The sequence below is a fragment of the Acidobacteriota bacterium genome, from assembly GCA_021161905.1.
Taxonomy (GTDB): domain Bacteria; phylum Acidobacteriota; class B3-B38; order Guanabaribacteriales; family JAGGZT01; genus JAGGZT01.
On sequence record JAGGZT010000010.1, the window covers coordinates 1 to 13,851 of the forward strand.

The 13,851-nt window shown below is 48.9% G+C and carries 12 protein-coding genes; 7 read left to right on the forward strand and 5 right to left on the reverse strand.

Translation table 11 applies throughout. The features are described 5' to 3' along the window. On the forward strand, positions 1-1,052 hold a 1,052-nt coding region (locus J7L64_01800; GenBank protein ID MCD6451085.1), incomplete at its 5' end, for a restriction endonuclease subunit S. Between the two features lie 131 nt (positions 1,053-1,183). On the opposite strand, the gene J7L64_01805 is transcribed toward J7L64_01800, so the two are convergent. The 5 genes from J7L64_01805 to dnaA form a co-directional block, all read right to left on the reverse strand. Beyond that, positions 1,184-2,566 carry a 4Fe-4S binding protein gene (locus tag J7L64_01805; protein MCD6451086.1) on the reverse strand — a complete coding sequence of 461 codons (1,383 nt, stop codon included), beginning with the start codon at positions 2,564-2,566 and terminating at the stop codon, positions 1,184-1,186. A 14-nt stretch (positions 2,567-2,580) separates the two neighbouring features. Then, the gene (gene gyrA / locus J7L64_01810; GenBank protein ID MCD6451087.1) at positions 2,581-5,010 is read right to left on the reverse strand and encodes a DNA gyrase subunit A; all 2,430 of its coding nucleotides are present in this window, start codon (positions 5,008-5,010) and stop codon (positions 2,581-2,583) included. 48 nt (positions 5,011-5,058) lie between these two features. Then, positions 5,059-7,482 (reverse strand): DNA topoisomerase (ATP-hydrolyzing) subunit B, encoded by a 2,424-nt coding sequence (gene gyrB, locus J7L64_01815; protein MCD6451088.1) that lies wholly within the window; start codon positions 7,480-7,482, stop codon positions 5,059-5,061. 65 nt (positions 7,483-7,547) lie between these two features. Continuing rightward, entirely contained in the window at positions 7,548-8,651 is a 1,104-nt protein-coding gene (gene dnaN, locus J7L64_01820) for a DNA polymerase III subunit beta (protein ID MCD6451089.1), read from the reverse strand. 229 nt (positions 8,652-8,880) lie between these two features. Then, positions 8,881-10,167 (reverse strand): chromosomal replication initiator protein DnaA, encoded by a 1,287-nt coding sequence (dnaA, locus tag J7L64_01825; GenBank protein MCD6451090.1) that lies wholly within the window; start codon positions 10,165-10,167, stop codon positions 8,881-8,883. A gap of 312 nt (positions 10,168-10,479) precedes the next feature. Here dnaA and rpmH point away from each other — a divergent pair, with 312 nt between their 5' ends. The 6 genes from rpmH to J7L64_01855 all read left to right on the forward strand — a co-directional run. Next, a complete protein-coding gene (gene rpmH, locus J7L64_01830) occupies positions 10,480-10,617 on the forward strand; it encodes a 50S ribosomal protein L34 (protein MCD6451091.1) in 138 nt (45 codons plus the stop codon). Between the two features lies 1 nt (position 10,618). After that, positions 10,619-11,014, forward strand: a complete 396-nt coding sequence (gene rnpA, locus J7L64_01835; GenBank protein MCD6451092.1) for a ribonuclease P protein component — start codon at positions 10,619-10,621, stop codon at positions 11,012-11,014. Then, positions 10,996-11,217: a membrane protein insertion efficiency factor YidD gene (gene yidD / locus J7L64_01840; protein MCD6451093.1), complete on the forward strand. Its 222-nt coding sequence runs from the start codon at positions 10,996-10,998 to the stop codon at positions 11,215-11,217. Before rnpA ends, yidD begins: the two co-directional genes overlap by 19 nt. Positions 11,218-11,227: 10 nt before the next feature. After that, positions 11,228-12,964: a membrane protein insertase YidC gene (gene yidC / locus J7L64_01845; GenBank protein ID MCD6451094.1), complete on the forward strand. Its 1,737-nt coding sequence runs from the start codon at positions 11,228-11,230 to the stop codon at positions 12,962-12,964. A gap of 2 nt (positions 12,965-12,966) precedes the next feature. Continuing rightward, positions 12,967-13,758 (forward strand): Jag N-terminal domain-containing protein, encoded by a 792-nt coding sequence (locus J7L64_01850; GenBank protein MCD6451095.1) that lies wholly within the window; start codon positions 12,967-12,969, stop codon positions 13,756-13,758. After that, positions 13,759-13,851, forward strand: a 93-nt coding sequence (locus tag J7L64_01855) for a hypothetical protein (GenBank protein ID MCD6451096.1), incomplete at its 3' end; no start/stop codon positions are given.

The window sequence follows — 13,851 nt, forward strand, 5'->3', positions numbered from 1 at the left end:
CCACGGTTAGGCCTATTAGAAATGCAGTTGCGTTAATTAAAGAAGAGAAAAAGGATTTAGTTTGTTCCTCTGGTTTTGCCATCTTGCGATCAAAAGACATTTCTCCCCAATATCTTTTTCTATACTTGAAAACTAGGCCGATTGTAAAATTGATAGATAGATATACTACTGCAACAGAATATCCTGCTGTTACTTGGGCCGACATTTTGAACATCCCTATTTATTTAGGAACGAGAGATTTTCGCGCCGATATTTCTAAGCGTGTTGACAAAGCTCATGGACTATTGAAACAGAGTAAATTGCTCTACTCCCAAGCTGAAGACCTGCTTTTAGAAGAACTTGGACTAAAAGCTTTCAAGCCAAAGTACGGACTCTCTTATACTGCTGACCTTTCTCAAGCGTTTGGCGTTCATCGGATAGACGCGGAGTATTTCCAGCCTACCTATCGCCAGTTAGTCGAGTATTTGAAGGGCAATTTTGAAACAAGACCATTAAGAACATTCACTCTTGATTTTCAAAAAGGTATAGAAGTTGGAAGTGAAAATTATCAAGAAGAGGGCAAACCATTTATTAGGGTTAGTAATTTATCAATCCATGGTTTTGTTGAAAAAGACCAGAAATATATTGATGAGGAATTATACCAAACATTCAAAGATATTTATGAACCAAAAGTAGGAGATCTTCTTTTAACAAAAGACGCAACGCCAGGGATAGCCTATGTAGTTAAAGAACCTGAAGAAGGAATAATAGCAAGTGGGGTCTTGAAATTAAAAATTAACGAAGATGAGATTAATAAAGAGTATCTGGCTTTATGCATAAACTCTATGGTCGGAAGATTACAGATAGAAAGAGATGGAGGAGGCTCTGTAATTACGCATTGGAAGCCGGAACAGATTAAAAATTTGCAAATCCCTCTTTTACCACCAGAAACTCAACAAAAAATAGAATCACTTGTACAGCAATCTCATGAAGCAAGGAGGAAAGCAAAAGAACTGCTAGAAGAAGCTAAAAAAAGAGTTGAGGAAGCAATAGAAAATGAAATCAACAAATAGCCAAACCACCTTTAAACGCCTTCTTGACTCTCCGCTCCCTTCGGTCGCTACGGGGCTAATGCCCACGCCTAACAGCAGATATATGGCTTGACTACTTCTCACCAAAATTATTTCGCCTTATGGTGAAAACTTCATATGCCTGCAACACAATAGATAACAAATAAAGAAGAATAGACCGCCACCCCGAGTACCGGAGCGAGGGCGAACCCTTCCTCCTCCCTCCTTGCCTGACGCACCGCGATGAGCAAAGATAAAAAGACACCTACACCGATGAAAAGAAACGAAAGAATAGTAGTGAAGGGAGAAACAAGGGAGATTATACCGCTACCGAGCCTCATCTTGCCCGAGAAGATCGCCTTCGCCGTTGCCATAGCCCGTGGATCAGCGAGTGCCAATTTAATGTAGGGAAGGCGCGAGGTCATCTTGAGGAGTGCTTTAGTCCCATGGGCGAAGGCGACGATGGGAAGATAGGCTAAGCTATACCTTCTCAGATAACCGCCAAAGGCCGCCTTTTTTCTCCTTAAAAGGTAGAAGATACCGGGTATCCCGATGAGGACAAGGGGGATAACGAGAAAAAGTATCACCCCATCGGCGAAGCTTTTCAGCATCCCCTCCTTGAGGAAGGAAAGGATCGCCCCCGGAATTGCGTGGAGGACCTTTCCTCCCTTCTCCCAGTCACCTATTAGCTCATCGATTATAAAGCCGGAGACGATGAGGATGAAGATCGGCTCGGGGGTGGAGAGCTCTCCCCGGGTAAAAAGGTCTTTCCCCAAGGGGCGGGTTGAGAAACGGATGTTATCGTTCGGGCAGACCTTATAGCACTCACCGCAGAGGATGCAATCCCCATTATGAGTGAGTTTCGGAGGATAGAAGAAATTACCACAGGACCTTCCCACGAGTTTATAGGCATTCTCATCCCTTATACAGGGCTTATCTTTACATTGCTCGCATATCTTCTCATCCCGCACCCGGTATTCAAAGGGGGAGATGTGGGCGTAAAGACCGAGGAGATAACCTACCGGGCAGAGATATCGGCAAAAAGCCCTCCGCTCGAAGATAAAGCCAGCAAAGGAGGCAAGCCCAAGGAGGAAAAGGAGATAAATCGCCATCCGCATCGGCACCCGATGGATGGCTAAGGTATGAACACCTATAAGAAGCACAATGCCGTAAAGGATGGTGATGCCGTAGCCAGATCGAAGGAAGGAGGGGACTTTCCTTTTCAAGCCAACCCGGGAGAAAAGGAAGGTAACGAGCTCCATCGGGCAAACGGTGCACCAGATGCGCCCGAAAAGGATGGCGATTATCACCATCAGGGGCCACCAGTAAGCCCAGATGAGGAGGTTGTCGAGGTTGGTATTCCTGAGGACCTTGGCGAAGCTCATATCGCTTGTATTGACGGTAATGGCGGAGAAAGCGATGATGAGGAATACGATTAGGAGGACTATCCGTGGTATTAAGGGGAAAAGGGGACTTTTTAGGAGACGCCGGAACAATCTAATCTTTAAAAGGTCCATTTCCCCGAGAGGAGTTATTCTTCGCCTTCGCGGAGAGAAGCGATGGCGGAGACAAAATCGCCATCAGCCAAATGGATTAGACGCGCCCCCTGGGATGAACGATGATAAATCGGCACCTCCCTCTTCACCTTCATCCTGATCACCTTGCCCTGCGCGGTTATCGCCATCACCTGATCCTCCTCGGAGACCCACTTCACGCCCACCACCTCGCCGGTCTTCTCCTTTATCCTGATGTTTATGAGACCGCGTCCACCACGAGACTGAAGCCGATACTCAGAAACAGGGGTCCTCTTCCCATAACCACGGGTAGTTACCGAAAGGATGAAACCGCTATCCCCAGCAATCGCCTCCGCGCCCACTACCACATCGCCCTTGGCAAGGCTTATCCCCTTCACCCCCCGGGCAGACCTTCCCATCACCCGCACATCATCCTCGGAGAAAAGGATGCTCATCCCGAGCCTGGTTCCAAGGAGGAGTTTCCTCTCTCCATCGGTCACCTTTACCGCCAGAAGCTCATCTCCCTCATCTATCGAGATGGCGAAGATGCCAGTTGAGCGCGGCTTAGCAAAGGCGGTAAGCTCGGTCCTCTTGACCAAACCCCGCTTGGTGACGAAGAAAAGGTACTTCCCCGGCGAAAAATCGGGAACCGAGACCATCGCCGCTACCTTCTCCCCCTCCTTCAGATTTATCAGGTTGGCGATCGCCTTCCCCTTCGAGGCAGGACCAACATCAGGGATATCATACGCCTTGAGCCAGTAAAGCCTTCCCTGATTGGTGATTACGAGGAGATAACTCTTTGAGGAGGCGATAAAGATGTCCTCGACAAAGTCCTCCTCGGCGGTGATCATCCCCATCCTTCCCTTTCCACCACGCCGTTGGTTGCGGTACGAGGAGACCGGTGTCCGTTTGATGTAACCCCCGTGGGTGCAGGTGATCACCACATCCTCCTCCTTTATCGTATCCTCGATGGTAACCTCCTCCACCTTTTCCATCGAAACGATCGTCCTCCTCTCGTCGGCGTACTCCTCCTTGATCCTTGTAAGCTCGGCGGTGATTATCGCCTCCACCTTCTTCGGATCGGCGAGTATCTCCTCGTACTCCCTTATCTTCAGTTTGAGTTCCTTGTGCTCGGTTTCGATCTTCTCCCGCTCCAGCCTGGTTATCCTCTTCAGGGGGATATCGAGTATCGCCTGCGCCTGCACCGGGGTGAGGGAAAACCGTCTTATGAGCTTTTCCTTTGCTTTCTCCGGGCTCTCTGCCCGGCGGATGATGTTGATCACCTCGTCGAGGTTGGCTAAGGCGATGAGAAGCCCCTCGAGGATATGAGCTCGCTCCTCCGCCTTCCTCAGGTCGAACAGGGTCCTCCTCGTTATCACCTCACGCCGATGGTCAAGGTAGGCAGTGAGGAGCTCCTTCAGAGTGAACACCTTCGGCTGATTGTTGATGATGGCGAGCATTATGATGCCGAAGCTCACCTGAAGCTGGGTGTGGAGGTAAAGGTTGCTCAGGATATAGGAGGAAAGACCCGTCTTCACCTCGAGGACGATCCTTATCCCCTCGCGATCGGACTCATCCCTGAGATCGTACACTCCATCTATCTTTTTCTCTTGGATGAGCTTAGCTATCGAGGAGAGAAGGTTCGACTTGTTCACCATATATGGTATTTCGGTGATGACGAGGCGCTCCCGTTCCTTCCTCTTCGTCTCCTCGATACTCGCCCGAGCCCGGATCTTCACTATCCCTCTTCCGGTGGCGTAAGCCTCCTTCAGCCCCGTTCCGGCATAGACGATACCACCGGTGGGGAAATCCGGTCCCTTGATGAACTCCATAAGCTCCTCTAAATCCGCCTCAGGGTGGTTGATGAGGTGGATCAAGGCATCCACCACCTCCCCCAAGTTGTGGGGCGGGATATTGGTCGCCATCCCCACTGCGATCCCCTGGGAGCCGTTTATCAACAGGTTCGGTATCCGAGCGGGAAGGACCACCGGCTCGGTTCGGGAACCGTCGTAGTTCGGCACGAAATCGACCGTTTCCTTCTCGATGTCGGCAAGCATCTCCTCGCAGATCTTGCTCATCCGTGCTTCGGTATAACGCATCGCTGCCGGAGGATCACCATCTATCGAGCCGAAGTTCCCCTGCCCGTCGATCAGGGGATAGCGCATCGAGAACTCCTGAGCCAGCCGGACGAGTGAGGGATAGATCACTCCCTCCCCATGGGGATGATAATTTCCTGAGACATCGCCGGCTATCTTGGCACATTTCCGGTAGGGCTTACCGTGATAGAGACCGAGATCATGCAGGGTATAGAGGATCCGCCGATGGACCGGCTTCAACCCATCCCGCACATCGGGAAGGGCACGGCTTATTATCACCGAGAGGGAATAGTCGAGGAACGAGTTCTTCATCTCGTCCTCAATGTCGACCGGGATCATCCGCTCGGGCATCTTCCTCTCCTTTCTTGAGAAAAGATCATAACTTGGAAAATCTCAGGCTTAAATGTCGAGGTTGCGGACAAAGAGGGCATTCTCCTCGATAAACCTCCGCCTCGGCTCAACCTCGCCCCCCATAAGGAGACTAAATATCCTGTCCGCTTCTACCGCATCCTCGATGGTGACCCGGATGAGCTTCCTCGTCTCCGGATTCATCGTGGTCTCCCAGAGTTGCTCCGGGTTCATCTCGCCAAGCCCCTTATATCGCTGGATGTAAACCCCCTGCTTTCCAAGGGTGAGGAGCCGGGAGAAGAGTTCATCCTTGGAGGATATCTCAAACTCCCCCTTCTTACCCATCACGGTGAACGGAGGGTGATCAAAGGAGGAGAGCTCCCTCTCTATCCCGATGAGCTGACGGTACTCGGGTGAGGAGATCAGTGAATAGTGGATCTTGGTGGGGTATCCGTTCATCCCCAAGGCGTTCTTCACCTCAAGAGCAAAGCCACCGTACTCCTCATCGGGAAGAACCTCGCTGACAGCAAACCCCTTCTCCGCGATTTTCCTTGCAAGCTGGGATATCTTCTTCCTATCGGATAGGAGTTCCGGGTCCTTCATCCCCAGGGAAAGAAGCAACTTAACCACCAGGGAGGCGTAACCCCTCCGTTCGAGCCGATCGAGGAAATATCGGCGATTCGCCATCTTGGTGAGGATGCGGGAAAGCTCCCTTCCCGTGTACTCTCCCCCTTCGTTGTTCTTTACCTTGACTTCGCTCACTACCAGGGAGAGAAGGTACTTTTCAAGCTCTTTATCATCATCGATATATCGCTCCTCTCTTTCCCTCTTCACCCGATAGAGGGGGGGTTGAGCAATATAGAGGAAACCCCGTTCGATGAGCTCCTGATAGTGACGGAAGAAAAAGGTCAAAAGGAGGGTTCTGATATGGGAGCCATCGACATCGGCGTCGGTCATTATAATTATCTTATGATAGCGAAGCTTGGCCAAATCAAACTCGTCCTTGCCGATGCCTGCTCCCAAGGCGGCGATTATCGTCCTTATCTCCTCGTTCGACAACATCTTATCGAACCGCGCCTTCTCCACATTGAGGATCTTACCCCTTAAAGGTAGTATCGCCTGGAACCTTCTGTCCCGCGCCTGCTTTGCCGACCCCCCAGCCGACTCCCCCTCTACCAGGAATAACTCCGCCTTGCCCGGGTCCCGTTCCTGGCAGTCGGCGAGCTTACCTGGAAGCGAGGTCGCCTCGAGAAGCCCTTTCCTTCGGGTAAGGTCTCGCGCCTTCCTCGCTGCCTCCCTCGCCCGCGCTGCATCGATCACCTTCTCCAAGATCACCTTTGCCACCTTTGGGTTCTCCTCGAAATAGCGGGTAAGCGACTCGTTCACGAACGCCTCCATCAACCCCCGCACCACCGAATTACCGAGCTTCGCCTTGGTCTGCCCTTCGAACTGAGGTTCGAATAGCTTAACGCTTATCACTGCGGTCAGTCCCTCTCTAACATCATCTCCTGTTATCTTTAAGCTGTTATTTTTTATAAGGTTGCGCGCCATAGCGTAGGAATTTATGCTCCTGGTAAGCCCTGCCTTGAAACCGACGAGGTGGGTTCCTCCCTCCTTGGTGTTTATGTTGTTGGCGAAGGAAAAGATGTTCTCTGTGTAGCCATCGTGGTACTGGAGGGCGAACTCGAGCTCGACATCATCCCTCTTTCCGACAAAATAAATCGGCTTATGAAGGGGGCGTTTATTCTCATTTAGATGCTCGACGAAGCTAACGATCCCTCCTGTATAATGGAACTCGTGGGTGCGATCCGTCCTCTCATCAATGACGACAATCTTAAGACCTTTATTTAAGAAGGCTTGCTCCCTTAATCGCTGGGAGAGGATGTCGAAGTTGAACTCAGTGGTCTCGAAAATAGTGGGGTCCGGCTTAAAGGTGATCTTTGTGCCTCGTTTCTTCGTATTACCGATCACCTTAAGCGGGGTGATCGCCTTCCCCTTGGCGTAAACCTGTTTGTAGATCTTTCCTTCTCTTCTTATCTCAAGCTCGAGATGCTCGGAGAGGGCGTTCACCACCGATACCCCTACCCCATGAAGTCCACCGGATATCTTATAGCTCCTCCGATCGAACTTACCCCCAGCGTGTAAGGTGGTCATCACCACCTCACAGGCGGGCTTCTTCTCCGTAGGATGGATGTCGACCGGGATTCCCCGACCGTTATCCACCACGGTAACCGTATTATCCACATGGATGAATACCTTTATCTTGGTGCAGTAGCCGGCAAGCGCCTCATCGACCGAGTTATCCACCACCTCAAATACGAGCTGATGGAGACCAGAGATACCGGTATCCCCGATATACATCGCGGGGCGCTTCCTTACTGCATCAAGCCCCTCAATTACCCTTATTTTCGAGGCGTCGTAGCGCTCTTCTTCTATTGGATTTTCCACCTTCTTCTTCACTTCCTCCCTTTCCATATTGAAACCTCACCCACTATTACCCAAAAAAAATCCCCCTTTCACTACCACTAAGAGGGAAAATACTAAATCCTCATTGGCATTACGATATAGAGATATTTATACCCTGTCTCACCGGCGGGATAAAAAAGACCTTGAGTTGATTCGTTCTTCAGCTCAACGATTACCTTGTCCTCATCTATAACATTCAGGAAATCAAGAAGATATTGAGCATTAAAGCCGATGGTGATCGAGTCACCGTTATAATCTACCGCAAGCTCTTCCTTTGCCTCACCTCGCTCTGGATTGGCTGAGGATATCTCAAGCTTTCCCTTTTCAAGGAAGAGTCTGACCCCTCGAGAACGTTCATTAGCAAGGAGGGACACCCGACGAAGGGCTCCCACTAAATCTTCCCGAGGAACGATCGCTTTCTTATCACTATCTTTCGGAATGACCCGCTCGTAATTCGGGAACTGTCCCTCAATCAACCTGGAAAATATCATCCTTTCCTTAGCCTTAAGAAAGAATTGGTTCTCACTCACTCCAAGAACTACATCCCCCCCATCGGAAATGGTATTCTTCATCTCGTAAAGCGCCTTTTTAGGTACGATCACCTTAATTTCGGAAGAAGGAGCAAGCTCAGGAAGCTCAACTGAGAAGATGGCGAGTCGATGCGCATCAGTTGCCACCATTTTCATTTCACCTAAAGAAATGGTGGTAAGAGCACCATTCAAGGCAAAACGACTTTCTTCCTCAGTAGCGGCAAAGGCTGTTTTTATTATCATATTCTTGAGAAGATCGGCTTCAATCTTTAGTCCTTTCTCAAAATCGTAGCTGGGAAAGGAGGGAAAGTCTTCCTTGGAAAGAGCGACCAACTTGAACTGAGCCCCTCCACAGGTAATGGAGAGGAAACTATCGACCTGCTCCAACTTCATCGGAGCCTCAGGAAGTTGTCTCACTATGTCATAGAGCAATCTTGCGGAAACGGTAAGCGAACCTTCTTTCTCCACTTTAGCTGGAACTAAACTTGAGGATCCTACTTCGAGATCGGTAGCTGCTAATTTGATCTTATCACCTACTGTTTCTAAAAGAACATTGGAAAGGATAGGAATAGTGCTTTTCCTTTCCGCAACTGTTTGAATCAACTGAAGTTCTTTAAGAAACTCGCTTTTTTCCACAGTGATAAGCATAGCTACTCCTCATTATTTTTTCTTACTTTATTTATTAAAAATCTAAATGTAGTCGTATATAGTAACGATGTTAATAATAACGAAAAGTAACCTTTCCTCTTTAAATTCATTGGTTTACTCCGATGAAATCTTTTTTAAATTATCCACTTTCATCAACAATCCACCACCAATAGTGAAAAAATTTAAATTCCTTAACAACCCATCAACAGGGGAATTTTTATAATTACTGTTATCCCCCCTCTAAAGAACTAATAAAGGTGTTAATGAGCTTGTTGAAATTTTGATCCTTTTCCTTTAAAGATTGTATTTTTCTTATTGAGTGTATTACGGTTGAGTGGTGTTTTCCTCCGAATTCTCTGCCGATCTCAGGAAGTGAAGCATTGGTTAGCTCCTTAGCGAGATACATCGCTATCTGTCTGGGGAAAGCTACTCGTTTTGAATTGTTTTTGGCAGTAAGCTCATAGACCTTGAGATGGTAATAGTCAGCGATGAACTGCTTTATCTTGCTTATACTCACCTTTTGTTCGCTCAAGGTAAGGACATCACGAAGCACCTCTTTGGCGAGCTCAAGGCTTATTTTGCTTCCAGTAAGTGAGGAGAAGGCGATCAACCTAATAAGGCAACCTTCGAGCTCTCTAATGTTGGACTTCACATTGCTTGCGATGAAGAAGAGGACATCGTCAGGAAGCTTTACCCCTTCTATCTCCGCCTTCTTCTCTAAAATGGCTATCTTCGTCTCTAAATCTGGTGGCTGGATATCGGCGATGAGCCCCCACTCGAATCGGGAACGAAGCCTTTCCTCTAAGGTGGGTATCTCCCGGGGTGGGGAATCGGATGTTAAGACGATTTGTTTCTGAGAATCATAAAGGGCGTTAAAAGTGTGGAAGAACTCCTCCTGGGTTCGCTCCTTTCCTGCTAAGAACTGGATATCGTCCATCAGAAGGATATCGATATTTTTCCTATACCTCTCCCTGAAGGCGGGGGTTTTATCGTAGCGGATGGAGTTGATCAGCTCGTTCATAAACTTCTCCGAGGAGATATAAACTACTCGGAGATCCGGCTTGTTTGTCAAAATGTAGTTTCCAATGGCATGGAGGAGGTGGGTTTTACCTAAACCCACCCCCCCGTAGATGAACAGGGGATTATAAGATCTTGAAGGTGTCTCTGCCACCGAGCGACAGGCGGCGTGAGCTAACTGATTTGAAGAACCGACGACGAAGGTATCGAAGGTATATCTCGGATTGAGAGAGCTCCTTCCGGTATCATCCTCTTTTCCCGCTTCCTTTTTTAGAATGAAGCTCACCCGCATCCCTCCCTTTCCTATCTCGTTTAGGGCGCTTTCGATTAATCTTCCGTATTTTTCGTTCAGCCAGTCTTTATAGAGCTTGCTTGGTACCTCAACGAAGATGGTGTCCCCCTTTTCCCCAAGGAAATGTGTTGGGCGAAACCAAGTGTTAAAGCTTTGTTGGTCAAGGTTTTCCGCAATTTTTGAAAGCAGAGAGTTCCAAATGTTCATTTTTAACTACAAGGAAAATAATAAGTTAGAGATAACTAAAGGAAAATAAAGGGTTTTTATCAACAGATTTTTCCACAAACTGTGGAAAACTTATATCCTGTTGAAAATTAGCCCTTTCCTTCCAGCGAAACCCCATTTATCAACAACCTGCTGTTAAATATCTCTTTATTTTACAATTACTTTTACCAAATGAATATTAGCACAGGAAGACGATGTTGGCAAGAAAAAATTTCAAAAATCAGTTTTTCTCTATTGATTGAGATTAAAAGATTTGGTAGGATGAAGGGAAAATTTTTGAAGGGGTGACTATAGATGAAACGAACTTATCAGCCGAATAATCGTCGCAGGAGAAAAACCCATGGCTTTTTGGTTCGGATGAGGACCAAAGCAGGACGTCGGGTCATTGCTCGGAGGAGAAGAAAGGGTAGAGTAAGGGTTTCGGTGGTCTAATGTGGTCGCCTTGACAAGGGACGAGCGGTTAAGAAGGAGGGAGAGGATAACTAAGAAGAGAGAATTCTCCCGGGTCCTTGAAGAGGGTAGCCGTATTCCGGGTGAACTTTTTACCCTATTCCTCCTTCCCAATGATCTCGGTTATCACCGGTTCGGGGTGATTGTGGGAAGGAAAGTGGGAAAGATAGCAAAAAGAAATCTGGCAAAGAGAAGGCTTAAAGAGGCGTTCCGAAGAAACAAACCGAAGGGGAATCTCACCTTCGATATCGTCGCTATTGGAAAACAGCCGATCCTTGAGGTAAAGACCCCCAGGGTGGAGGAGGAGTTTAGGAGAAAGCTCACCTACTTCTTGAGGAGCCTGGGGATGGATGGTCCGTTATGGGAAGAAAGCTCCTGATATTCGCTATAAAAGCCTATCAATATCTCCTTTCCCCTATCTTTGGGGGGAGATGTCGTTTTGAGCCGAGCTGTTCCCATTATGCCATAGAGGCGATCTCCCGCTTTGGGGCGAGAAAGGGGCTTCTCCTTTCTCTGAAGCGTCTCCTTCGGTGTCATCCCTTCTCCTCCGGTGGCTACGACCCGGTTCCCAAAAGGCTATAGTGAGGTTGCTATGGAGAAAAGAGCGATTTTGGCTATTATCCTTTCGGTATTGGTCCTTGTTTTCTTCCAGCTGCTTTTTCCCCCCAAAGAGGCACCGGTAAAAAGGGGGAGAAAGCCGGAGAAGAAGACCTCTACTAAACCTAAGATCGAGATATCCAAAGTAGAACTTCCTAAGCGGAAGCCGGTTCTTTCCAAAGCCAAGGAAAGAGTGGAGGCAGAACGAGAGGAGAGGGTGGTAATAAATACCCCTCTCTACCGGGCGGTGCTGGTGAACAAGGGGGCTCGTATTCTCAGTTTTTCCTTAAAGAAGTACCTCGATGACGAGAAGAATCCGCTTGAGCTTGTTCCGGAGAAGATGAGGATAAGGGATAGGCTTCCCCTCTCTCTTTACTTTGAGGACGATCCGGGACTAAGCTCCAAACTTAATTCGGCGCTTTATGTGGTTGATAAGTCCCGACTCGATTTAACGAGGGAAAGGGCAAGGCAGGGAACGATCCGCTTCACCTATAGCGATGGCGAGGGACACATTGTAAGCAAAGTCTTCTGGTTTAGCCGGGAGAGCTATTTGATCGGGGTAAAACTCGAGCTCTCTCCGGAGGTGATGGTTAAGAAGCCCTATTTAATCTATGGTCCTGGTTTTGGCAATCACCCGTTATTTCGGAAAGGGGGTCTTTTTTCCTCTCGGTTTGGACCTATGATCGAAACAGGGGTGGCTCTTTCCGGAGGAAAGGTCTACCGTTTCCGGAGCCTCAAAGGGAAGCTTGCTTCGGGAGGAAGGCTCAAACAGGAATTCATCGGCAGCATCGACTGGGTGGGGATAGGCGATAACTACTTTACCGCCCTCTTCCTCCCCTGGAAGAGCTTTCCTCAGGCAATGGTGATGGAGGAAGGGATCTCCCTTCCCAGACCAGGCGGGGAAAAGGAGATCGTCCGTTTCCTCTCCACAGGTATTCCCCTTACCAAAGGAGAGGAGAACTTCCGCCTATTTTTGGGACCAAAGGACTATCGGCTACTTTCAAAGATCGATCCTCGGTTGAAGACGGTGGTAAACTTTGGCTGGTTTGGGTTCATCGCCAAGCCGTTACTTTTCATCCTGAATTATCTCTACCGCTATGTAGGGAACTACGGATTGGCGATAATCATCCTTACCTCTATGATAAAGCTTGTCTTCCATCCCTTAACCATAAAGAGCTACACCTCGATGCGGAAGATGCAGGATATCCAGCCGAAGATAAAGGCGATTCAGGCGAAATACAAGAAGATGAAGAAGGATCCCAGGGCGAGGGAGAAACTGAATCAGGAGCTACTCGAGCTCTATCGCCGGGAAGGGGTGAGCCCCTTTGGTGGCTGTCTCCCTACGCTCATTCAGATCCCCGTCCTCTTCGCTATGTATCGTCTCCTGATGGTGGCGATAGAGATGAAACAGGCTCCCTTCGTCCTCTGGATAACCGATCTTTCCCAGAAGGACCCCTATTACATCACTCCCATCATTATGGGGGTGACGATGTACATCCAGCAGCGAATGACCCCGACGGCGGGAGACCCAGCGCAGACGCGGATGATGCGGATGATGCCTCTTATCTTCACTTTCCTTTTCCTCTCCTTCCCCAGCGGATTGGTCATCTACTGGCTCACCAACAACCTTCTTTCAATTGGCGAACAGTATATTGTGAACCGGAGATTGGGATTGGGCTCCACCAAAGGTAAATCGGCTACAAAGAAAGGTATGGGTAAGAAGGGTAGATAGCGATGGCTATAGAAATAGAGTTTGAGGGAAAGACCCTTGAGGAGGCGCTACGCAAAGCCTCCTTGTTTTTCAATGTCGATCCCTCCCTTCTCGATTACCAGGTAATTGAGGAAGGAGGGAAAGGCTTTTTTGGAAGAAGTGGTTGCGTAAAGATAGTTGCCAAAAGGAAGGAAACGTCCCTCGAAGAGCCAAAGGAGAAGGTGGAAGAGGAAGGTAAGAGGACAGTCAGGAAGAAAGCCAATCCTCCTTTGGAAAGAGAGAGCGTCGCGAAGAGGGAAGCGAGAACGGAAACCAGACGAGGGAGAGCTACCTCTCAGCGGAGGGAGATAGCGAATTTCTTAAAGGATATTTTTTCTCGCCTCGGTTTCCGCCTTAAGGTAGAGGTAAGAGGGGGATCGAAGACCTTCTTTGTAAACCTTCGGGGTAAGGACAGGAGGTTCCTCCTCATAAATGGAGGGGAACCCCTTTCCTCCCTTCAGTTCCTTCTGAACAAGGTTTTTGGAAGGAAGAAGGGTTGGAACCATAGCATCCTGTTGGACTCCGATGGGTTTCGCCGTCGGCGCGAGGATCGGGTTCGGGAGATGGCGCTTGAGGCGGCTGAGGGGGTAAAGGCAACTGGGGAAGCGAAGCTCCTTCCCCCGATGAACCCCTATGAGCGACGACTGGTACATCTCACGGTGAAGGAGATACCCGGCGTCACCACCGAAAGCCAAGGGGAGGGGTTCATTAAGCAGGTGTTGGTGAAGCCGGATGAGGGAGATAGCACGGGGCTCTCCGAGAAAGCATCAGGCTAAATGAGCGATATCGATACTATTGCTGCCATCTCCACCCCCCTTGCTCGTGGTGCTATCGGGATCGTCAGGATGAGCGGTCCCACCGCTTACTCC